The sequence below is a fragment of the Ruegeria sp. HKCCD7181 genome (genome assembly GCF_057221055.1).
Genome location: NZ_JBWVBC010000001.1, coordinates 187,053 through 207,287, shown reverse-complemented (window position 1 = coordinate 207,287; position 20,235 = coordinate 187,053). Strand labels below are relative to the sequence as shown.

The 20,235-nt window shown below is 56.2% G+C and carries 23 protein-coding genes; 4 read left to right on the top strand and 19 right to left on the bottom strand.

The window, feature by feature from the left end:
* Window positions 1–274: 274 nt before the first annotated feature.
* The 17 genes from glf to AC2TCY_RS01000 form a co-directional block, all read right to left on the bottom strand.
* Window positions 275–1,432 carry a UDP-galactopyranose mutase gene (glf, locus tag AC2TCY_RS01080; RefSeq protein WP_480844904.1) on the bottom strand — a complete coding sequence of 386 codons (1,158 nt, stop codon included), beginning with the start codon at window positions 1,430–1,432 and terminating at the stop codon, window positions 275–277.
* A complete protein-coding gene (locus tag AC2TCY_RS01075; protein WP_480844903.1) occupies window positions 1,433–2,323 on the bottom strand; it encodes a hypothetical protein in 891 nt (296 codons plus the stop codon).
* Window positions 2,320–3,120: a glycosyltransferase family 25 protein gene (locus AC2TCY_RS01070; RefSeq protein WP_480844902.1), complete on the bottom strand. Its 801-nt coding sequence runs from the start codon at window positions 3,118–3,120 to the stop codon at window positions 2,320–2,322. Before AC2TCY_RS01070 ends, AC2TCY_RS01075 begins: the two co-directional genes overlap by 4 nt.
* Before the next feature lie 543 nt (window positions 3,121–3,663).
* A complete protein-coding gene (locus AC2TCY_RS01065) occupies window positions 3,664–3,921 on the bottom strand; it encodes a hypothetical protein (protein WP_480844901.1) in 258 nt (85 codons plus the stop codon).
* A gap of 14 nt (window positions 3,922–3,935) precedes the next feature.
* Window positions 3,936–4,637, bottom strand: a complete 702-nt coding sequence (locus tag AC2TCY_RS01060; protein ID WP_480844900.1) for a NapC/NirT family cytochrome c — start codon at window positions 4,635–4,637, stop codon at window positions 3,936–3,938.
* Window positions 4,638–4,664: 27 nt separating this feature from the next.
* Window positions 4,665–5,099, bottom strand: a complete 435-nt coding sequence (locus AC2TCY_RS01055; protein WP_480844899.1) for a nitrate reductase cytochrome c-type subunit — start codon at window positions 5,097–5,099, stop codon at window positions 4,665–4,667.
* Window positions 5,096–6,028 (bottom strand): quinol dehydrogenase ferredoxin subunit NapH, encoded by a 933-nt coding sequence (gene napH, locus AC2TCY_RS01050; protein WP_480844898.1) that lies wholly within the window; start codon window positions 6,026–6,028, stop codon window positions 5,096–5,098. The genes AC2TCY_RS01055 and napH overlap by 4 nt, the downstream gene beginning before the upstream one ends.
* Window positions 6,025–6,843 (bottom strand): ferredoxin-type protein NapG, encoded by an 819-nt coding sequence (napG, locus tag AC2TCY_RS01045; protein ID WP_480844896.1) that lies wholly within the window; start codon window positions 6,841–6,843, stop codon window positions 6,025–6,027. Before napG ends, napH begins: the two co-directional genes overlap by 4 nt.
* Before the next feature lie 27 nt (window positions 6,844–6,870).
* Window positions 6,871–9,363 carry a nitrate reductase catalytic subunit NapA gene (napA, locus tag AC2TCY_RS01040; protein WP_480844894.1) on the bottom strand — a complete coding sequence of 831 codons (2,493 nt, stop codon included), beginning with the start codon at window positions 9,361–9,363 and terminating at the stop codon, window positions 6,871–6,873.
* A gap of 17 nt (window positions 9,364–9,380) precedes the next feature.
* Window positions 9,381–9,653 (bottom strand): chaperone NapD, encoded by a 273-nt coding sequence (locus AC2TCY_RS01035; RefSeq protein ID WP_480844893.1) that lies wholly within the window; start codon window positions 9,651–9,653, stop codon window positions 9,381–9,383.
* Window positions 9,650–10,120 (bottom strand): ferredoxin-type protein NapF, encoded by a 471-nt coding sequence (gene napF / locus AC2TCY_RS01030; RefSeq protein ID WP_480845476.1) that lies wholly within the window; start codon window positions 10,118–10,120, stop codon window positions 9,650–9,652. The genes AC2TCY_RS01035 and napF overlap by 4 nt, the downstream gene beginning before the upstream one ends.
* Before the next feature lie 220 nt (window positions 10,121–10,340).
* The gene (dxs, locus tag AC2TCY_RS01025) at window positions 10,341–12,272 is read right to left on the bottom strand and encodes a 1-deoxy-D-xylulose-5-phosphate synthase (RefSeq protein WP_480844892.1); all 1,932 of its coding nucleotides are present in this window, start codon (window positions 12,270–12,272) and stop codon (window positions 10,341–10,343) included.
* A gap of 21 nt (window positions 12,273–12,293) precedes the next feature.
* A complete protein-coding gene (locus AC2TCY_RS01020; RefSeq protein ID WP_480844891.1) occupies window positions 12,294–13,160 on the bottom strand; it encodes a polyprenyl synthetase family protein in 867 nt (288 codons plus the stop codon).
* Complete coding sequence (locus tag AC2TCY_RS01015; RefSeq protein WP_480844890.1) at window positions 13,161–13,403, bottom strand: exodeoxyribonuclease VII small subunit; 243 nt, start codon at window positions 13,401–13,403, stop codon at window positions 13,161–13,163.
* Window positions 13,400–14,326, bottom strand: coding sequence for a histone deacetylase family protein (locus tag AC2TCY_RS01010; RefSeq protein ID WP_480844889.1), 927 nt, complete (start codon window positions 14,324–14,326; stop codon window positions 13,400–13,402). The genes AC2TCY_RS01015 and AC2TCY_RS01010 overlap by 4 nt, the downstream gene beginning before the upstream one ends.
* A 68-nt stretch (window positions 14,327–14,394) precedes the next feature.
* Window positions 14,395–15,096, bottom strand: coding sequence for a response regulator (locus AC2TCY_RS01005; protein WP_480844888.1), 702 nt, complete (start codon window positions 15,094–15,096; stop codon window positions 14,395–14,397).
* A complete protein-coding gene (locus tag AC2TCY_RS01000) occupies window positions 15,093–15,602 on the bottom strand; it encodes a MarR family winged helix-turn-helix transcriptional regulator (protein WP_480844886.1) in 510 nt (169 codons plus the stop codon). The genes AC2TCY_RS01005 and AC2TCY_RS01000 overlap by 4 nt, the downstream gene beginning before the upstream one ends.
* 158 nt (window positions 15,603–15,760) lie before the next feature.
* On the opposite strand from AC2TCY_RS01000, the gene AC2TCY_RS00995 reads away from it, so the two are divergent.
* From AC2TCY_RS00995 to AC2TCY_RS00980, 4 genes are all read left to right on the top strand, one after another.
* Window positions 15,761–16,627 carry a branched-chain amino acid aminotransferase gene (locus AC2TCY_RS00995; protein WP_480844884.1) on the top strand — a complete coding sequence of 289 codons (867 nt, stop codon included), beginning with the start codon at window positions 15,761–15,763 and terminating at the stop codon, window positions 16,625–16,627.
* A 114-nt stretch (window positions 16,628–16,741) separates the two neighbouring features.
* Complete coding sequence (locus tag AC2TCY_RS00990) at window positions 16,742–17,692, top strand: AraC family transcriptional regulator (protein WP_480844883.1); 951 nt, start codon at window positions 16,742–16,744, stop codon at window positions 17,690–17,692.
* 111 nt (window positions 17,693–17,803) lie between these two features.
* Window positions 17,804–18,169 carry an SPW repeat domain-containing protein gene (locus tag AC2TCY_RS00985; protein ID WP_480844881.1) on the top strand — a complete coding sequence of 122 codons (366 nt, stop codon included), beginning with the start codon at window positions 17,804–17,806 and terminating at the stop codon, window positions 18,167–18,169.
* Window positions 18,170–18,356: 187 nt separating this feature from the next.
* Entirely contained in the window at window positions 18,357–18,587 is a 231-nt protein-coding gene (locus AC2TCY_RS00980; RefSeq protein WP_480844880.1) for a hypothetical protein, read from the top strand.
* Between the two features lie 35 nt (window positions 18,588–18,622).
* On the opposite strand, the gene cobO is transcribed toward AC2TCY_RS00980, so the two are convergent.
* Both cobO and AC2TCY_RS00970 read right to left on the bottom strand, forming a co-directional pair.
* Window positions 18,623–19,222 (bottom strand): cob(I)yrinic acid a,c-diamide adenosyltransferase, encoded by a 600-nt coding sequence (gene cobO, locus AC2TCY_RS00975; RefSeq protein WP_480844878.1) that lies wholly within the window; start codon window positions 19,220–19,222, stop codon window positions 18,623–18,625.
* A 56-nt stretch (window positions 19,223–19,278) separates the two neighbouring features.
* Window positions 19,279–20,214: a DMT family transporter gene (locus AC2TCY_RS00970; protein WP_480844876.1), complete on the bottom strand. Its 936-nt coding sequence runs from the start codon at window positions 20,212–20,214 to the stop codon at window positions 19,279–19,281.
* Between the last annotated feature and the right edge of the window lie 21 nt (window positions 20,215–20,235).

The following is a 20,235-nucleotide window of genomic DNA, read 5'->3' as shown; positions in this document are numbered from 1 at the left end:
GCGGCGATTTGATTGCGTCTTCCGAGAAGCCAGCTCATGCATCTCAGCCAATAGACGATGGAATTGATAACAGCAAACAGATGGGAGAAGGCATTGTAATATCTGTCGTGCATGGTGATTATGTTGAATCCGAGAGAACATTAAATCTACACCAGTGCAGCGCGGCTAACGCCGCTTCCTTTGCCAGTCTGCTGTGGCCCAAGTTCAAAAAGATTTCTCATCAGTGCTCTCATTGCATAACTCTTTCGAATAGACGACTGACAAGAGATGCATCTTAAAGGACGGATACAGCGAACGGCTTGAGGGGTTGCTGTTGAGCCAGCGCTACCAAGGAGGTGTGCGCGGTGTCCAATGCCTCGCGAATTGTTACGTCCATATCGAGATAACGGTATGTTCCCAAACGTCCAACAAAGGTAACGTTCCGGGTCTTGTCGGCCAATTTGACATAGTCACTAAGCAGCGCTTTTTCTTCTACCTGACGGATCGGATAATATGAAATATCGTTAGGACCAGCCGCGCGGGAATACTCTCGATAACACACCGAGCCTTCATGAGATTCCCAAGGCGCAAAATGTTTGTGCTCGGTGATGCGTGTATATGGCACCTTTTCCTCACCATAATTCATGACCGCGCAGCCTTGATAATCTCCTTCATAGGTGAAGCGTTCGAAATCAAGGGTACGGTAACCCAGGCGACCCAACTCGTAGTCAAAATAGCCATCCAGCGGACCCGAGTAGAATACATGGTCGAAGGAAGCGCCCATACTACGATCAAAAACGGTATTCAGTTCTACTGTGATCGCCGGATGATCGAGAATTCCGGCGATCATTTCAGTGTAACCGTTTTCTGGCATACCCTGGAATCTGTGGAAAAAGTAGTTGTCATCGTAGTTGAAACGCAGTGGAAGCCGCTTGAGGATCGATGCAGGCAGCTCAGAGGGATGGCAGCCCCACTGCTTAATCGTGTAGCCTTTGAAGAACGCTTCGTACAAATCACGCCCGACAAAGCGCAATGCTTGCTCTTCAAAGCTTTGTGGATTTGTTATGGATGTGTCGGCCTGCTCTCGTGTGATGAATTCGAATGCTTCATCGGGGCGCATGGTCTTGCCGAAAAACTGATTGATGGTGTGAAGGTTGACAGGTAGCGAAAATACCTGCCCCTGAGACGTGGTTTTGACCCTGTTCTTGTATGGAAGGAAGTTGGCATAACGGTTCACGTACTGCCAAACTTCTTCATCATCCGTATGGAAGATATGGGGCCCGTAGACGTGCACCATGACTCCGGTTTCGGCATCGCGTTTCGTGTGGCAGTTTCCGCCGACATGGTCGCGGCGATCCACAATGGTTATTTCGTGCCCTTGCTCTGCGAGCTCGCGACCGATTACGGCACCGGACAATCCAGCGCCGACCATTAAGAACCGGCTCGCTTTCATTCAGGCACCTTCTCGTTTCAGAGAAATCGTCGTCATGTCCAAAGGCTTGCTCAATTGACGGCGGGCGATCTTGAATATCCCGGCCCGTGCCTCGCTGGCGCTACGAAAGCTGGATAACATGGATAACCATGCACGGCACATGCGCCAACCCACCTGAACCCGACCTGAGACTGGCTGCCCGCCCTTCATAATTGCGGCAAATACCAAAGGTACAGTACGCCGCGATAGATCGAACAATTCCTTGATCACCGCCTCTTCGTCTTCTGAGCTGATATTTCCCGCTTCAGACATGGCCACCTTCAGGTTTTTCCCAACCGGCCGGGTATGGTGCATGGCGATCTCATCCAGAATGGCAGCTCGAAACGCACCGGCCTCCGCCCAGCGGCACCAAATGTAGTCCAAACCATATCCACTCATTGTACTCCGAAACAACGGCAACGCGGTTTTAAGGATATCACGGTGCATACATGGGGCCATGATTTCGATGTAATTCGTGAACCTTAACACAAATCCCGGGCACTGACTGAATACGAAATGAGAGAAAAAACTGTCTGGAGTGAGCGACGGCTGTGCAATTCGCAATCCGTAAACGCGCATGGCCTCGAACAAAGCGTTCACGTCTTGTGCACTGATATCGAGGTCGTCGTCTGGAAGCCAAAAATACTCATACCGGGTCAGGTCTCGACCCGCGAGGGTTTCAAATAGCCCGTCCCATTTGCCGCCTTTGATCAATACGGCTTCGACGCCGGTTTCGGGCACAAAATTCGCAAATGCTTCTTCGGAGAAGTAGCTTATCAGAAGATCGTAATTACGATCTTCATACGCGATCTCCTGCCACCGGTGATGTAATGACCTGCTACCGGCGCGTACAACCACAAGGTTCTTTTTCATGGCAGATTCCGAATAGGTTTCTTGCCCCTCAACAATGGCCTCAGACCATCGATCATGTCCGGATTCAAGGGGTGGCTCAAGCGACCGAAATTGTACTTGGCTTGGAAGGCTAAATTCCGAAGGAACCTGCGCAATGGTGAGCCAGGTTTGTTCTTCTGACGCACACTTTCTATGTTGCTGCCGAGCGCCTCGTTTTCCGCAATCATCTGTTCCCGGAGGGTCAAGATGGGCACCTTGTGTTCCCAGTAGAACTTTAGGTCAACATCGATGGGACGCGAAATAGGGGCCTCGAGCTTTGCCAACTTCGCCGCGGCACGTCGGCCAATGGTATACCCAGTCGTTCTGGGCGGAAGATGGTCGGACAGTACGAGAGTTTGGTCAACGAAGGAGGTAAGTGTCTGTTTGTTCTTGCGCGACACGCCATCCAGTTTGACTATGACGTTTTCGAAATCTTCCGAGCACTTGGAAATCGCGGTGAGAAAAGGTCTGGGATCCTTAACAAAGGTCGCGTCATCTTCCAGAACCAGCGTCAGGTGGTCGTTTGAATCGGCTATTTTCTTCCAAATCCGACGATGCCCTAGAAAACAGGCGACTTCATTGCGACTCAGGGGGCGCTTGAATCTCTTGCGGTTAAGTTCGGGGTCGTAGACTCTTTGAAATTCAGAATCTTCAAGCTGCTCTCCGGAAATCGCATCGACAAACTCATGCTGTAACCCGAAGCGCGCAATTTCACCTTCACATGAACGCCTGCGCTCAACGTCGCTCGGCAGGCTCAGGATGATGATTTTTATGGGCATTTTTTCACGTGCAGAGCTAATTTTGAGTACAGAATAGGTGCGTCATAATGCGAGAAACACCAAATCACAATGCAATACCGCCGGCAACATTAGCGGTACTGTCAACAAGGTGCCCAGCCAGTCATTTCCAAACTTTATCCTATAGGCGCAGCTATTTTGTTTATGGTATTTCTACAACCTATAGATTACCAGTTATTCAGGCGACATTTTGCCGGTACAATCGTCTCAATGACCTAATGCATCAAGTCTGGTGTGGCAGCGAGATAATCACGTTAGATGCACATGGCTATGTATATCTTGTGAATATCTCCATTGGTCTTTGGCTCGCTCGCCAAGCCTATACTGCCATATCAGTTGTTGGTGATTGCTGCACTATGTATGGCGAGCTGATAAAGCGCCCAGTTCCAATACTAACACGCCGTGATTGCATTCATTTTTGTCTGCACGAGTACGGCGGATGTAAAGCGGTTTATTGCAGTTGGTCGCCAGAGCTAATCGCCCCGGCGCCGCCGCAGTTGCGCTCCACATGTAGCACTCTCGCCCTCACACCGTTGTACCCTTGCGGCGAATGGCGGTGCCGAGGCTTCCCGCACAGACGCCAACGACGACGGCAATGAACAGCTCCACGAGTTCGACATGGGAGAATTGCCAGCCCGCAAAGACCAGTGTCTCAAACACTCCCATGAGACCGCCCATCGCAGCGCCCAGCCATAGCCGGCGTGTCATCATTCCCAGTGCAAGGCCAAGAATCCCGGGCAGGCTCAGGACGTTGCCGCCGATGGTTCCGAGTAGATCCAGCATATCAAACCCCCACCTTAATTACTGCTGTTGTTCAGGAATGTGCGGATATCGTCACCTGATGCCGCTGCATGTTCTTGTAGTCTTTCGCCAGACTGCCCATTCAGTGCTTCGGTTACGTTTTGATATTCCTCCAGATAACCGGGCGGCAGGCTGTGGGCGATCCCCTGATGGCAATCAATACAAGTCATGTTCTCATCGATTGCACGCTGGTGCTCGGACGCAGCGCGGGCTTCTTGAGTGGTAAAGTCCATGTAGTCGAAGTTGTGGCAGTTGCGGCACTCGCGGCTGTCCGATGCCTTCATCTTTTTCCAGACGGCCGATGCCATGCTCAGACGGTGTGCTTCGTATTTCTCGGGCGTGCTGATCGTGCCGGCCATTTCGTGATAGATGTCTTTGACCGCCATGATCTTGGCCTTGATCTTGTGGTTCCATTCATGCGGCACGTGACAGTCGGAACAGATTGCACGCACACCTGAGTGGTTGTTGTAGTGAATGGTTTCACGATATTCGCCCAGATTGGTTTCCATCGTGTGGCACGAGGTGCAGAATTCCTCGGTATTGGTCATTTCCAGGGTCCAGTGAAACCCGCCCCAGAACAGGATGCCTGCCAGAAAACCAGCAAGCAGAGTAAAACCGACGCTCAGGGCGGCTAAAGGGCTCCAGAACCAGTCCCAGAGGCGACGGATCGGTCCACGTTTTTCTTGGGAGTCGGCCATGTCGCGTGCTCCTTTTCAGATCTGAGTTCAGTTTCCGGAGGAAGGTTCAAAGATGTTTTCCACCAGCGGCGGCGCGTCAGCCTGCGGGACGTGACACTGGTTACAGAAGTACCGTGTGCCAGCGATATGATCCAGCTCAACACCGTCCCGATCCAGATAATGGGTCATCGAAAGTGTCGGTGCGTTACGTTCACCTGCTTTGGTCCAGTCGTGGCACGACAGGCACTGGTTGGTGCGCGTATCGATCTGATATTGCTCGATCGAGTGCGGGACCAGCGGCGGCTGCTGGCGATAGTTGCGCTGCATCCGGCCTTCGACAGTGCGGGGGATCTGATCGAGGATGACGGGCTCGTCAACCTCGGCGCCACGCAGTGTGGTAACGCCGGTGGATTGCGCTAAGGCCAGGCCACCGAGGAGCAGCGGCGGGATCAGGGCAAGGCCCATCAGGATCGACTTTTTCATCTTCTCACTCCTTCAAAAAGGTCTTGAGGCGCCAGCTCGGGCGCGGCGGTTGGTTCGGTTGGCGCGACAGGAAGAGTGTCGAACCGATGGGTGAATTTGAATACGTCTACGGCGCAGACGTCTATGCAGCGACCGCAATTGGTGCAGTCGGGCGAAAGAATCAACGGAGTACTGTCCGGTTTGCCCTTCAAAGCCGGTGAGATCACCTGGTTTTCCGGACAGACCGCATAGCAGTCCATGCAATCGTCGCAGGCAGTTCGATTGGCGGCACTGACGCGCAGCAGGCTTTTGGTGCCAACCAGTCCGTAAAAGGCACCAACCGGGCACAGGTGTCCGCACCAGCCGTGCCGGGAAACGAACACATCGAATAGGAAAATCGCACCGACCATGGCCCAGACGAAGCCCATACCGAAGATCAGGCCTCGGTGCAGCATGGTGATCGGGTTGACCAGTTCCCACACGATCGCGCCGGTCAGGCCCGAAACGATCAGAACGGTGGCCATGATCCACAGTCGCGTGCTGCGTTTGGGTTGCCAGCCTTTTTGCAATCCCAGCTTCTCATGCAGCCAGTGCGCCGCATCCGTTACCGGATTGATAGGGCAAACCCAGGAGCAATAGACCCGGCCTCCGATCAGCGCATAGGCAACCAGCACGATTGCTGCACCAATGGCGGCCGTCAGTTCAGGCCAGTGCCCGGCGACCAGACTTTGAAGAAACACGAAGGGATCGGACAGCGGTAACACGCCAAGGGTCAGCGACCCGGCCAATGTCCCTTGCACGATCCAGAGCCCAAACCACGGGCCAGTCAGGAACAGGGCCAGAAAGAACAACTGGCTGGCGCGCCGCAACAGCAGATAGCGATGGGCGCCTATCCAACCTTTTGCTTCGATGGCCTCATGCCCTATCGGCAAATGCGTCCGGGTGGTCATTGGGTGACCTCCGGTAACTTGAATGTGGGCTCGAATCCGCCGGGGGCCGCCAGATTGTCCGTACCCGGACCCGGCAGGCGATCGGGCAAGTCGATGATGCCTTCGACAACAGGCGAACCTTTGGCTTCTTTCTCTTCCCAGCCTTTAAGGTAGTGATCCGCCGCACTGCCTCGGGCCAGACGGTTGGGAAGAACCTTGATGGCGGCGTCGGGCAGCACACAGCTTTTTTCACACATTCCGCAGCCCGTGCAGCGATCAGCATGAACAGTCGGGATGAATACCGCATGGCTGCCTGAACGTGCGTTATGTGCAACTTCCAGCGTGATTGCTTCGTCAATGACAGGGCAAACGCGGTAGCAAACATCGCAGCGCAGGCCGAGGAAGTTCAGGCAGTTCTCCTGATCGACCAGAACGGCCACACCCATCTTTGCGTCATCGATATTGTCCAGCGAGGGGTCCAGTGCACCTGTTGGGCAGGCTGCGACACATGGGATGTCGTCACACATCTCACAGGGAATGTCGCGCGCGGTGAAGTAAGGGGTGCCAGTGGCTGCGGCATCCACCCCAAGCTCGGCCAGTTTCAACGTGTCATAGGGACAATCCCGCACGCATAAACCACAGCGGATGCACGCGGACAGAAAATCCTTTTCAGGCAAGGCACCTGGCGGACGCAAAGCCTCGGCCGGCAACGCCCTTGCATCGCGGGCCAGCCAGGCCAGCAATGACCCGGCTGCTACGCAGCCGCCCGCCACGCGCGCCGTATCCTGCAGGAAACGGCGTCGCTGCGGCGAAAGAGGTGTGCCGACAAGAGACATGGGTCTTACCTTTGCCTTGCCTGTCCGTTACGCCCGTTCAACCTTGCAGGCGCATTTTTTGAAGTCGGTTTCTTTCGACAGCGGGCAGGTTGCATCCAAAGTCAGCTTGTTGGTCAACTGGCCTTCGTCGAACCATGGCATGAAGACAAGACCGCGTGGCACTTTGTTCCGACCCCGGGTTTCGACTCGGCTGACCACTTCGCCGCGGCGGGTGGACAACACGATCTCCTGCCCGCGGCGAACGCCGCGACTTCTGGCGTCTTCGGGGTGCATGTAGACCACGGCGGTCGGATAGGCGCGGTGCAGCTCCGGCACGCGGCGGGTCATTGAGCCCGAGTGCCAGTGCTCCAGAACCCGGCCTGTGCAGAGCCACAGATCGTATTCCTCATCAGGCTCTTCTGCGGCAGGTTCATAGGGGGCAAAGATGATATTCGCCTTGCTGTCCTTCTTGCCATAGAACGCCACGTCGGCGCCTTCTGGCACATAAGGGTCGTACCCTTCGCGGAAACGATAGAGCGTTTCCTTGCCATCCACGACAGGCCAGCGCAGGCCGCGCGCCTGATGGTAGGTTTCGAACGGTGCCAGATCGTGGGCGTGGCCGCGACCGAATTCGGCATATTCCTCGAACAGACCCTTCTGGACGTAGAAGCCGAAATGCTCGGATTCGTCGTTGTCGAACCCTTCGGGGGTTTCCGAAAGAGGGTACTGGTCCACTTTGCCGTTAGCAAAGAGCACGTCATACATGGTCTTGCCGCGATGTTCGGGCATGGTGGCCAGCAGCTCTTCGCCCCAGACCTCTTCGACCGTGAAGCGTTTCGAGAATTCCATCACCTGCCACAGGTCGGACTTGGCCTCACCCGGTGCTTTTACCTGTTGGCGCCAGAACTGGGTGCGGCGTTCGGCGTTACCATAGGCGCCTTCTTTCTCGACCCACATGGCAGTGGGCAGGATCAGGTCGGCAGACATGGTGGTAACGGTGGGATACGGGTCCGACACCGCGATAAAGTTCTCCGGGTTGCGATAACCGGGATAGCCTTCTTCGTTGATGTTGGGCGCGGCCTGCATGTTGTTGTTGCACTGCACCCAATAGGCGTTCAGGTCACCATCTTTAAGTTTGCGGTTCTGCAGCACGGCGTGGAAACCGGGCTTTGCCGGAATGGTGCCGGCGGGCACGTTCCATGCGGTTTCGCAAATCTCGCGGTGCTTGTCGTTCATTACGACCATGTCGGCGGGCAGACGGTGGGCGAATGTGCCAACTTCACGTGCCGTACCACAGGCCGAAGGCTGACCGGTCAGCGAGAAGGGCGAGTTGCCCGGTTCCGAAATCTTACCCACCAGCAGGTGAACGTTGTACATCAGCGAGTTTACCCACGATCCGCGGGTGTGCTGGTTGAAGCCCATGGTCCACAGGCTCATCACTTTGCGGTTGGGGTCAGCATATTGCTTGGCAAGCTTCTCCAGCTTGTCGGCGGGCACACCGGACAGTTCCGCCGTGTATTCCAGAGTGTATTTCGAGACTGCTTCGGCATATTCGTCAAAGCTGATGGTTTCCAGCTTGCCGGAATTCGGGTTCTCGGCCTCTTGCTGCAGCTGATTTTCGTCGCGCAGGCCATAGCCGATATCGGTGTCAGTCTTGGTGATGTTAACGTGGTTCTTTACGAACTCTTCGTTCACCGCGCCATTTTGAATGATGTAGTTGGCGATGTAATTCAGGATCGCCAAGTCAGTTTGGGGTGCAAAAATCATGCCATTGTCGGCCAGCTCGAACGAACGGTGTTCGAAGGTCGACAGTACATGCACTTCGCATCCCGGTTTGGTCAGGCGCGTGTCCGTCAGGCGCGACCACAGGATCGGGTGCATCTCGGCCATGTTCGAGCCCCACAGCACGAAGGTATCCGCGTGCTCGAGGTCGTCATAACAACCCATCGGCTCGTCAATGCCGAAGGTACGGATAAAGCCGACCACAGCTGAAGCCATGCAATGCCGCGCGTTAGGGTCGATATTGTTGGATCGGAACCCGGCCTTCATCATTTTGGCGGCGGCGTAGCCTTCCCAGACTGTCCACTGACCAGACCCAAACATGCCGACGCTGGTTGGGCCCTTCTTGGCCAGTGCCTCTTTCCATTTGGCGGCCATGACGTCAAAGGCTTCGTCCCAGCTGACGGGCTCGAATTCTCCGTTCTTGTCATATTCGCCGTTTGTCTTGCGCAGCAGCGGCGTGGTCAGGCGGTCCTGACCGTACATGATCTTGGACAGGAAATAGCCCTTGATGCAGTTCAGGCCCCGGTTCACCGGAGCGTCCGGGTCGCCTTGCGTTGCAACAACACGGCCCGCTTTGGTGCCGACAAGCACCGAACAACCGGTGCCGCAGAACCGGCAGGGCGCTTTGTCCCAGCGAATATCAGGGGAGCCGGCCTGCGCGTTCGCCTGGCCTGTGGCCAGCGGCAAGCCCGCTGCCGACGCAGTCGCAGCGGCAGCAGTGGATTTCAGGAAGGTCCGGCGGGATTCAGAGATGGTCATGACATGGGTCTCCGGCTTTATATCTTGCGAGTAGCGTTAAGGTGCGGACGGCTCTCCGCGAGGTCTTCGAAATGGTGGTAGGTCAGCGACAAGGAAATTACGCCCGGGATCTGGTGCAGATCCATGATGGTTTCTGACGCAAGTCGATCCGCTGTATCTTCCACGACGACAACCAGGCGGCCATCCTCGGAGGTTGCGTGGACTTCGGCACCGTCCACGCGCTGGATCGTTTCCTGAGCGCGCAGTGCGGCGTCAGGCATAACATGGACTAGACAGCCGCAAATGTTCATTCGGCAACCTCCGGATTGGGTGTGGTAGGGCGTGCAAAGCTGACAGCGTCGGCCGGGCAGGCCCCGGCGCACGCACCGCATCCGGTGCAGGCGTCTGTTTCAAGTGTGGGCTCCGAGCGTCCGCCAAGTTGCAACCTGAACCTGATGGCATCTTCCTCGCAGGTGTCCTGACAGACGCGGCAAGTGACTCCGTTCTTCGACAGACATGTCGAAGAAAAGGTCGCGCGCCAAGGCCAGTTGGTAACCTGTGCGGGCTGCAGGGCACCTGTGGGGCAAGCCTGGGCGCAGTCGCCACAGAACGTGCAGGGTCCACTGTCAAATTTAACGACAGGCCACCCCTGTGCATCAAAGGATATGATGTTTTCGGGGCAGGCCCGAACACAGTGATCGCACTGCTCACACAAGTTGTAAAAGCCGCGCTCATCCGCGCCAGGCGGCCGGATGGCATGCCTGTCTTGTCGCAGCACTCGGCCGCTAAGAAATGCGCGTCGGTTGGCGAGCTGATTCACGTGCTTGCTACCCTAGAGGAATCGGACACAGCAGATGCCTGCCCTTACACACGCTCATAGTCTAGCATGAAGATTCTGAATTTGACCTAGATCATTTATTAAGTATCTAAACCCCAATCTTCGCACGAAAATCGCGTAAATTTGATTCCAAAATGCAAATTTTCCGGGAAGGCGCATATCAGGCACGTTTTTCGCCAATCGTTGCGACACCCAGAATCGAAAGCACCTTGGCCTCGATCTGTTCGGCGTTCATACCCGCAACTGCGTACATATCGTCCGGACTTGCCTGATCAATGAACGTATCGGGCAGCACCATTGACCGGTATTTCAGCCCTTGGTCGAAAATCCCTTCTTCGGCCAGAAGATTCGCAACATGGCTGCCAAATCCGCCTATGGCACCCTCTTCGATCGTAATCAGCGCCTCGTGATTTTCAGCCAGTTCCAATATCAGTTCGTGGTCCAGTGGTTTGGCAAAGCGAGCATCTGCGATTGTTGGCGTGATGCCCCGGGCCGCGAGTGCTTCGGCCGCCTTCTGAACCTCTGCCAATCGCGTGCCAAAGGACAAAAGGGCCACCCGCGCACCTGACTGGATCATTCGGCCTTTGCCGATCTCCAACACCTCGCCACATTCGGGTAGTTCAACACCCACGCCTTCGCCGCGCGGATAGCGGAAGGCGATCGGGCCTTCATCATGTGCCGCGGCAGTGGCTACCATATGTACCAGCTCAGCCTCATCCGCAGCGGCCATGACGACCATTCCTGGCAGGTTTGCCATAAAAGCAATGTCGAAAGATCCCGCATGGGTTGCGCCATCTGCGCCAACAAGCCCCGCGCGGTCGATGGCAAAACGAACGGGCAAGCGCTGGATTGCCACATCATGCACGACCTGATCATAGCCGCGCTGCAAGAATGTTGAGTACATTGCGCAGAAGGGTTTCATCCCTCCCGCAGCCAGTGCAGCCGAAAACGTAACGCCATGCTGCTCGGCAATTGCCACATCGAAACAACGCGACGGGTAGCGTTCCGCAAACAGGCTCAGACCAGTTCCATCCGGCATCGCTGCGGTCACGGCTACGATCTTGTCATCCCGCGCGGCCTCATCCACCAGCGCCTTGCCGAATATGGAGGTATAGGAGGGCGCGTTTGACGGGGTCTTTTTTTGCTCACCCGTCACCACGTCGAATTTTGCAGTCGCGTGACCTCTGTCGCGAGCCTGCTCCGCCGGGGCGTATCCCTTGCCTTTTTTCGTTAGCACGTGGATCAGAATCGGACCCGTGGCCCGTGCCTTGACAGTGCGCAGAACCGGCAACAGCTGATCCATGTCGTGACCGTCGATCGGGCCGATATAGGAAAAGCCCAACTCTTCGAACAACGTTCCGCCAACGGCCATGCCTTTCAGCATTTCCTTGGCACGTTTGGCGCCCTCGCGAAACGGTTCGGGCAGCAGCGAGACTGCGCCTTTAGCGGCTGCTTTCAGATCGTGAAAGGGTTCTTCCGCGTAAATGCGCGAAAGATAGGTCGATAGCGCGCCAACGGGTGGAGCGATGCTCATCTCGTTGTCGTTCAGGATGACGATCAGCCGCTTTTTCAGATGGCCCGCGTTGTTCATGGCTTCAAACGCCATGCCAGCCGACATCGACCCGTCGCCGATCACGGCAATCGCGTCGCCCAGCCCCTCGGGAGTCACGCCGCCCAGATCACGGGCGACGGCAAAGCCCAGCGCCGCGCTGATCGAAGTTGAACTATGTGCCGCGCCAAACGGGTCATAGGGGCTTTCGCTGCGCTTGGTGAAACCGCTGAGTCCTTCTTTTTGACGCAGGGTGCGAATTCGGTCGCGCCGTTCAGTCAGGATTTTATGAGGATAGCATTGGTGGCCAACGTCCCAAATAATCTTGTCGCGCGGGGTGTCAAAAACCGCGTGCAGCGCCGTCGTCAGCTCGACCACCCCCAATCCCGCGCCGAGATGCCCGCCGGTAACGGACACGGCAGAAATCGTCTCGGCCCGCAACTCGCTTGCCACTTGGTGCAACTGCGTGTCCGAGAACTGTTTGAGGTCCGCAGGACGATTCACGAGATCCAGCAGCGGAGTATGCGGGCGGTCAGAGGTCATCTTTAGCGCGTTCCTTGCGGCTTAGCTGTCCCGGGCAATAACGAAGCGGGCGGCATCCTTCAAGGTTTCAGCCTGCACCCCATAAATATCAATCACTGCGCAGGCCTGATCTACCAGTTCCGCCGCACGGTTTTTGGCCGCATCCAGACCTAAAAGCGAGACAAAAGTGGCTTTTCCTGCCTTAGTATCTTTTTGCAGCCGTTTTCCGGCTTTTTCGGCATCGCCTTCGATATCCAAGATGTCGTCGGCGATTTGAAAGGCAAGGCCAAGCGCTTGCGCATATTTACGTAGAGGTTCGGGGTCTGCCTGCGCCAGACGCGCTCCGGTGCAAGCAGACCATTCGATCAGCGCACCGGTTTTGCCTGCCTGAAGCTGTGTGACTTGCTGCAGGGTCAACGGCGATGCGGCCGTTTCCGCTGCTATGTCCAACGCCTGCCCAAGGACCATTCCCTGCGCACCGCTTGCTTTAGCGAGTGTTAGAGCCAATTCCGCGCGAACTTCCGCATTTCCCGTCTCGGGCCGCGCGCACATTTCAAATGCCAGTGTTTGCAAAGCATCCCCAGCCAACACAGCTGTGCCTTGGTCCCATTTCACGTGTACTGTCGGACGTCCACGTCGAAGGTCATCGTCATCCATACAGGGCAGATCGTCATGAATCAGCGAATAGGCATGCAAAGCCTCGATCCCGATCGCGGGCCAGATTGCCTGGGCTTCGTCAATTCCGTGCAGGCGAGCGCTTTCCAGCACCAGAAACCCACGTAGCCGCTTGCCGCCCCGAGTGGCATAGGCCATCGCTCGGGTTACATCCAAATCGTCCAGTGCGCCCAGAACCAGACCAAACTGCTCCTGAATCCGCGCCGCATCCTGGGCCAGTCTTTCGCGAAACATTTACTGACCTTCGACAGGCGTCGTCCCGGTCGGCTGACCATCTGCGTCCAGACTGATTGCGGCCACTTTTTCCTCGGCCCGCTTCAGCTCCTCCTCGCAGCGTTTCTTCAATTTCGCGCCGCGCTCGTACAGATCGATAGACTGGTCCAGTGCCACGTCGCCACGTTCCAGTTGACCCACAACGGCCTCAAGCTCTTTCATCGCCTGTTCAAATGTCATCTGCTCAACTGGAGTATCGGTCATCGTCCTGCCTTCATCAGTTCTTCCACATGGGCGCGTGTCGCCTCGGCCAGTGCGTTCAGATCATACCCGCCTTCCAGAGTCGAGACGATACGGCCTGCGCAAACCTCTTCAGCGATCTTGCAAAGCTCTGCCGTAAGCCAGGCAAAATCCCCGGTCGACCAGTTCAAGTTTGCCAGCGGATCATCCTGGTGGGCATCAAACCCAGCCGAGATAATAATGAGCTCTGGTTTGAAGCTGCGCAAACGTGGAAAGGCTTGGGCCTCATAGGCGGCCCGCATCTCGGCCCCGCCTGTGTTGGGAGCCAACGGGATATTAAGAACCGTCTCATAAGCGCCGGTTTCATCCGGACGACCGGAACCGGGCCACAGCGGCATCTGCTGGCTGGTAATCACCAAAGCTCGCTTTTCATCCCACAGCAAGTCCTGCGTGCCGTTGCCGTGATGGACGTCGAAATCAACGACGGCGACGCGGCTCAGCCCATGATGATCCAGCGCGTGTTTTGCCGCGAGCGCGGCATTACCAAACAGGCAAAAGCCCATAGCAGTTTCGGTTTCAGCATGATGTCCGGGAGGACGAATGGCACAAAAGGCGTTGGAGGCTTCGCCCCCCATTACCAAATCCACCGCCCGCACTGCCGCTCCGGCGGCGCGGTAGGCAGCTTCGACCGAACCCGAGGACATGAAGGTATCGCCGTCTATTTGTTTGAAACCTTCAGTGGGTCTGCCATCTCGAATGTCGTTGATATGACTTTCCGGGTGAATGCGCAGAAGATCATCGTCTGCCGCCAGAGGCGCCGTCACGCGCTTCAGGTCCAGCGCCTCCAGCGCATGCAGTATATGCTCCAGCCTTGCAACACGTTCGGGATGCCCTTGAGGGGTCACGTGCTCAAGACAATCGGCATGGGTCAAAAGCGCGGTCGTCATCGTAATCCCCTGTTCATTGGTTCAAGAAAAACCTCACTGAATGATAGAACCGCTGTACGGTTGTAAGCTCAATCCGGTGCCAGCATATACCCGGCACCCCGCACAGTCTGCAGATAGCGCGGCTGTTTGGGGTCTTGTTCGATCTTTCGGCGCAGGCGCGTGATCTGCACGTCCACTGCACGCTCTTGCGCCTGACCCTTGTCGCGACCGAGGTCTTCGACCAGTTTGGCGCGGCTGATCGGCTCACCTGGCTGGGTCGAAAAGATCTTCATCAATTGGCTTTCAGTGGCTGTCAGGCGCACCGGATCTTCGCCCTGCCACATCTCGCCGCGCTCGATATCATAGCGGATCGGGCCCAGGTGCAGGATTTTCGCGGCCGTATCTTGCGCCGGTGTTTCTGGCATGCGCCGCAAGATTGCGTTGATCCGCAACAACAGTTCTTTGGGCTCAAACGGTTTGGCCAGATAATCGTCAGCCCCGGCCTCAAGCCCGGCGATCCGATGCTCGGTTTCACCTTTGGCCGTCAGCAACAGGATGGGCGTCGTATGTGTCTCTCGCAGGGCGCGGGTCAGGCTGACGCCATCTTCGCCCGGCATCATCACATCCATGACGATCAGATCGAAATCCAGCCCGGACAGTACGCGCCGCGCATGGGCAGCGTCGCGGGCCGAGGTCACCAGAAACCCGCTGCGCATCAGGAATTTCTTGAGCAGATCACGAATACGCTCGTCATCGTCGACGATCAGAAGATGGGCGTCCATTTCGCTCATGAAGTCGTATCCCGCAGTTTGGTATATGCACGACGCATATCAGCATCCATCATTGCTTCAAGCACTTTGCGAAATCCGGCCACCGCTTCGGGTCCGGCATCTTTGTATGCGGTGCGCATTCGGGCGCGCTGGGCGTCCGACAATTTGGCTTCAAGAGCCTTGCCCTTGTCCGTCAGGAACAGGTGGCGTTCGCGCTTGTCGATCGTGCCGACCCGGCTTTCCACCATGCCATCATCTATCAGGGTGCGAAGAACCCTGTTTAGAGACTGTTTCGTGACGCCCAGGATGGCCAGAAGGTTGTTGACCGTCGTTCCCGGAGCGCGGTTGATGAAGTGGATGGCCCGGTGATGTGCCCGGCCATAGGCCATCTGTGCCAATATGCGATCAGGATCAGCAGTAAAACCGCGATAGGCAAAGAACATTGCCTCGATTCCCTGCCGCAACTGCTCATCTGTCAGAAACAGCAAACTCTCACCAAAGGCCGGAGCGGACCGGGTTTCAGACATGTATTGCCTCATGGTTTAGGTCGCCCGAGTTTAAGTCAGCGTTGTTGACATTCCAAGGGTGGAGGAGTATCGAAACTCGAATTTTGCGCATTATTTCGGCGAAATCGGAACGTATCTGCGCAAGGATCGGAAATTCATCCCATTTCTGGAGGGTTCACATGGCTGGATATGATGATCGTGATGGTGTCATCTGGTTGGATGGCAAGTTGGTGCCCTGGCGTGAGGCCAACGTACACATTCTGACCCATGCGATGCATTATGCCTCGTCCGTATTCGAAGGTGAACGCGCCTATAACGGCAAGATCTTCAAAAGCCGGGAACATTCCGTACGCCTGATCGCTTCGGCCGAGGCGCTGGACATGCCGATCCCCTACTCGGTGGACGAAATCGAAGCCGCCAAGGAAGAGGCGCTGAAAGCCAGCGGTTTACAGGATGCTTACGTGCGGGCGCTGGTCTGGCGCGGTTCGGGTGATGACATGGGTGTCGCATCGGCCCGGAACCCGGTTCGGATGGCCATCGCTGTCTGGCCCTGGGGCGCGTATTATGGCGATGCCAAGATGCAAGGCGCCAAACTGGACATCGCCGAATGGAAACGCCCCAGCCCCGAGACCATCCCGGTGCATGCCAAAGCTGCCGGTCTTTACATGATCTGCACTATCTCCAAGCACAAGGCCGAGGCCAAGGGCTGTTCGGACGCGCTGTTCATGGACTGGCGGGGATATGTGGCAGAGGCGACCGGCGCCAACGTCTTTTTCGTCAAAGATGGCGAGGTGCATACCCCGCTGGCCGATTGCTTTCTGAACGGTATCACCCGTCAGACAGTCATCCAGATGCTGAAAGATAAAGGCATCACTGTGCATGAGCGTCGCATCAAGCCCGAGGAAATGGCAGATTTCGAACAATGCTGGCTGACCGGCACAGCGGCCGAGGTTACGCCCGTAGGTCAGATCGGTGACTACACGTTCGAGGTGGGCGATCTGACGCGCGAGATCGCGGCAGATTACGAAAAGCTGGTTCGTTCGTAACATCCCAATATTACAAACCCCCGCTTTGGCGGGGGTTTTTTGCAGGGCGTGCAATTTTCTGTGCAGTCCGTTCGCAGCCGTGGACGAGGGCGCCAAACTGCGTATCTTGAAGCCATGTTGGACCTTCTCAGCGATATTCTCACCCGCCTGTCACTGCGCGGGACGTTCTATTTCCGCACATCCTTCACTCCGCCCTTCGGCATTCAGGTACCCGAATTCGAAAATGTGGCCCGGTTCCACTTTGTTCAACGCGGCGAGTTGAAGGTTCATATTTCATCCACCGGCGATACCCTGCGGCTGCGGCAGGGTGATTTGGTCCTTATTCCTCACGGGGCACCGCACGCGCTGTTGTGCAACGAGGTCAGGCCGCAGGACGCACTTCCATTGGAACAGGTTATTGAAATTGCAGGTTACAAAGGCGATGGAGTGCTTGTTTATGGTGGCAACGATGAAGACCGCGACACGCAGTTGATTTGCGGACATTTCTCGTTCACCGGACCCGCCGGTCGTCGTGGCACCGGGCATATGCTGATCGATCGCCTGCCGCCCTATATTCTGATCGAGAATTATGGCGAGGAAGCCGGCGCATGGGTCGAGGCCACATTGCGCATGATCGGATCCGAAGTCACTGGTGCCCGAATCGGCGGTGATTTGATCGCGCTGAAACTGTCCGAGGTTCTGTTTGCCCAGGCTATCCGCGCCTATCTGGAACGCCAAAGTCCGAACAACGCCGCATTGGCGGGCTTTGCCGATCCACGTATCTCCCGCGCTCTGACCGCTTTTCACCAAGCTCCTGCGCAGGAATGGAGTGTTGCAAGCCTGGCGAAAGAGGCTGGCATGTCGCGCACGGCTTTTGCCCAGCTTTTCGCTGAGAAAATGGGGACCACGCCCATGCAGTATTTAACGGACTGGCGGATGCAGATCGCCTGCCACGGATTGACTGAAGCACGATGGAACGTGGCGGATGCCGCGGCCGAAGTTGGATATGCGTCCGAAGCCGCATTTTCGCGCGTGTTCAAAAAGCAGGTGGGCCTTTCTCCGGCGGCCTATAGGGCCATGCACTGATGCGCCGTTGTTTTTGAACGATCTGCAGGATTTATCAAACGATCTGAGCTGCAACGTTCGATGCGCCTTTCCTACCTTTCTTTCATCACTGTTTGAGGAAAGGAAGTTCAAATGTCTCTGCGTTTTGTTACCCGTTCTGTTCATGCTTACCTTGACTATCCGGTCGCCTTGGCGCTGATGGGCCTGCCCTTTGTTTTGGGGTTGGGCCAGTCCAACCCGATAGCTTTATGGTTGTCGGTGGTCACAGGTGTAGCGGCCCTTGTGTTGACGGTTCTGACCGATCACCACTTGGGGATCTGGCGGGTCTTGCCCTACAAGTTTCATCAGGCGGTGGATTTGATCGTCGGCATCACGTTCTTGCTAGCGCCCAGTTTGTTTGGCTTCTCTGGCATTGACGCTCTGTATTATTGGCTGAACGGTGCGGCAGTCGTGGTTGTCATATCGCTTAGCGCACCGGAACACGAAGCCTTGGCCTGAAAAAAGTAATCACTGATGTCGCGGTATCCACTTGATATTTCCGACAGAAACGATCAGATAATTGCCAAGGCCAGATATTCGACATCCAGCACGGAATTTCGGGGTGGTTTGCGAGTTTAAAGTATGAACTGGTGAGAACTTGCCGCCGCCCCGGAAACGACATGGACCAGTGTTTCAGAGGTCAGGAATGAGCGATCCACTTGGTGAAATCATTGTTCGGCACGAGGCGGCAACCTGTTGCGGTTGCTGCTGTGATGACGATTTTGCGGCTTATGTCGAACAACGTAAACCTACGCCCAAAGCTCACATCGACACGCGAGAGAACAGGCTGCCAACCAGCGCGGCCAGTCAGCGCGGCTCGGTCAGATATGTGTATGAAAACATGCGCACCGAGCAAACTAGGTCAAAAAAAGAATAGCGCAGCCAGTTTTGGGCTGCGCCGAATGCCAATTTTCAGAAATCCACGCCCCGCTGGGCTTTGATTCCGGCCTGGAATGGGTGCTTTTCCTCGGTCATCTCGGTAACCAGATCGGCGTAATCGCGCAGTTCCTGCGGCGCGTCGCGGCCCGTCAAAAAGACGCTGGTCTTGTCGGAACGGGTCTTTAGACCCTCAATAACAGTGTCTACTGTGAGGTATTCGTACCGCAGCGCGATGTTAATCTCGTCAAGTACGACCAGATCATAGTCGCCGCTGCTCATCAGATCGCAGGCTTTCGCAAAGGCGGCGGTTGCCGCCGCGATGTCGCGCTCGCGATCCTGTGTGTCCCAGGTAAATCCTTCGCCCATCGTATGCCAGGTTACCAGGTCGCGATCTTCAAAGAAGCGCCGCTCACCCGTTTTCCACTTACCCTTGATGAATTGCACCACGGCCACCTTCTGGCCCCAGCCCAGAGCGCGAATGACGACACCGAAGGCCGCCGAAGACTTGCCTTTGCCCTTGCCGGTATTGATCAGAACCAATCCGCGTCCTGGATCAACCGCTTCGGACACCTTTTTTCGGTGCTTGGCCTGCACCTCTTGCATCTTTTCCTTGTGATCCTGCGCGTCGCTCATGGGGATACCTCGTTCATTGTCGCGCCCAACCTAGGGGAAGTTCGTAAAAGGTAAAGTCATGGTTTATGATCGCTGAGCGCCCGAGCCTTGCCGCGCTCCAACCCAAGCTGATGCTCGCGCCAGATCACTACCACGTTGCCCGCGATGACCAGAGCCGCCCCAGCCAGGATGGCAATTGTCGGCAGCTCGTCGAACCAGACATAACCAATGATTATGGCAAATAGCATGCTGGTGTAATCATAGGGTGCCAACATTGAGGCTTGCCCAAACCTGTAAGACGAGGTCACGAGAATCTGTGCAACACCTCCGGTCAAGCCAATGGCGATCAGAGTCACCGTTTGCTCCCAAGTCGGCAAAGTCCAGCCCCAGAATACGGTCAGCCCGGACAGCAACGTCGCCGTCATGGAAAAATAAAACACGATGGCTGCGGGGTGATCTACCTGTACCAGTTGCCGGATATGGATTTGCACAAAGGCACGGGCGATCGTCGCGCCGAGAACGCACAGCGCTCCGATGGTGGCGGCCAATTCCATTTCACTGCTGCCGAGGCGCGGCCAGATCATGATCAGAACCCCCAGCAAGCCTAGTGCGACAGCACCGATGCGGATCATACGAATACGCTCACCCAGCATGATAGCCGCAAGAATCAGGGTGAAGATTGGGGTGGCATAACCAATGGCAGTTACTTCGGGCAGCGGCAGCAAGCTGAGGCCGGTAAATGTCAGGCCCATGGCGGTTGTACCCAGAACTCCGCGCCAGAAATGACCCATCGGCTTTTTCACGACAAAGCCTTGGGCTAATTCTCCGCGCGATATCAGCCAGATAATGATGACGGGAATCGCAAACAGTGATCGGAAGAATACCAGCTCACCTGGTGGAAAATCGTCTGACAACGCTTTGACCAGTGCCGACATCGCCGTGAACAGAAACAGGGCGCTGAGTTTCAGCGCCACGGCAAGAACAGGTCGATGCGATGTTAAGGATTTTGCCATCGGCGCGACCCTGCGCTTTTG

What these genes read in the sequence shown, in the direction of transcription:
- AC2TCY_RS01075 (WP_480844903.1), bottom strand. Translation starts at nt 2,323, where the DNA reads ATGAAAAAGAACCTTGTGGTTGTACGCGCCGGTAGCAGGTCATTACAT.
- AC2TCY_RS01065 (WP_480844901.1), bottom strand. Translation starts at nt 3,921, where the DNA reads ATGCTGGATCTACTCGGAACCATCGGCGGCAACGTCCTGAGCCTGCCC.
- AC2TCY_RS01060 (WP_480844900.1), bottom strand. Translation starts at nt 4,637, where the DNA reads ATGGCCGACTCCCAAGAAAAACGTGGACCGATCCGTCGCCTCTGGGAC.
- AC2TCY_RS01000 (WP_480844886.1), bottom strand. Translation starts at nt 15,602, where the DNA reads ATGTCTGAAACCCGGTCCGCTCCGGCCTTTGGTGAGAGTTTGCTGTTT.
- glf (WP_480844904.1), bottom strand. Translation starts at nt 1,432, where the DNA reads ATGAAAGCGAGCCGGTTCTTAATGGTCGGCGCTGGATTGTCCGGTGCC.
- AC2TCY_RS00970 (WP_480844876.1), bottom strand. Translation starts at nt 20,214, where the DNA reads ATGGCAAAATCCTTAACATCGCATCGACCTGTTCTTGCCGTGGCGCTG.
- AC2TCY_RS01015 (WP_480844890.1), bottom strand. Translation starts at nt 13,403, where the DNA reads ATGACCGATACTCCAGTTGAGCAGATGACATTTGAACAGGCGATGAAA.
- AC2TCY_RS01070 (WP_480844902.1), bottom strand. Translation starts at nt 3,120, where the DNA reads ATGCCCATAAAAATCATCATCCTGAGCCTGCCGAGCGACGTTGAGCGC.
- AC2TCY_RS00990 (WP_480844883.1), top strand. Translation starts at nt 16,742, where the DNA reads ATGTTGGACCTTCTCAGCGATATTCTCACCCGCCTGTCACTGCGCGGG.
- AC2TCY_RS01035 (WP_480844893.1), bottom strand. Translation starts at nt 9,653, where the DNA reads ATGAACATTTGCGGCTGTCTAGTCCATGTTATGCCTGACGCCGCACTG.
- AC2TCY_RS00980 (WP_480844880.1), top strand. Translation starts at nt 18,357, where the DNA reads ATGAGCGATCCACTTGGTGAAATCATTGTTCGGCACGAGGCGGCAACC.
- napH (WP_480844898.1), bottom strand. Translation starts at nt 6,028, where the DNA reads ATGACCACCCGGACGCATTTGCCGATAGGGCATGAGGCCATCGAAGCA.
- AC2TCY_RS00995 (WP_480844884.1), top strand. Translation starts at nt 15,761, where the DNA reads ATGGCTGGATATGATGATCGTGATGGTGTCATCTGGTTGGATGGCAAG.
- dxs (WP_480844892.1), bottom strand. Translation starts at nt 12,272, where the DNA reads ATGACCTCTGACCGCCCGCATACTCCGCTGCTGGATCTCGTGAATCGT.
- napA (WP_480844894.1), bottom strand. Translation starts at nt 9,363, where the DNA reads ATGACCATCTCTGAATCCCGCCGGACCTTCCTGAAATCCACTGCTGCC.
- AC2TCY_RS01010 (WP_480844889.1), bottom strand. Translation starts at nt 14,326, where the DNA reads ATGACGACCGCGCTTTTGACCCATGCCGATTGTCTTGAGCACGTGACC.
- AC2TCY_RS01005 (WP_480844888.1), bottom strand. Translation starts at nt 15,096, where the DNA reads ATGAGCGAAATGGACGCCCATCTTCTGATCGTCGACGATGACGAGCGT.
- AC2TCY_RS01055 (WP_480844899.1), bottom strand. Translation starts at nt 5,099, where the DNA reads ATGAAAAAGTCGATCCTGATGGGCCTTGCCCTGATCCCGCCGCTGCTC.
- AC2TCY_RS01020 (WP_480844891.1), bottom strand. Translation starts at nt 13,160, where the DNA reads ATGTTTCGCGAAAGACTGGCCCAGGATGCGGCGCGGATTCAGGAGCAG.
- napG (WP_480844896.1), bottom strand. Translation starts at nt 6,843, where the DNA reads ATGTCTCTTGTCGGCACACCTCTTTCGCCGCAGCGACGCCGTTTCCTG.
- AC2TCY_RS00985 (WP_480844881.1), top strand. Translation starts at nt 17,804, where the DNA reads ATGTCTCTGCGTTTTGTTACCCGTTCTGTTCATGCTTACCTTGACTAT.
- cobO (WP_480844878.1), bottom strand. Translation starts at nt 19,222, where the DNA reads ATGAGCGACGCGCAGGATCACAAGGAAAAGATGCAAGAGGTGCAGGCC.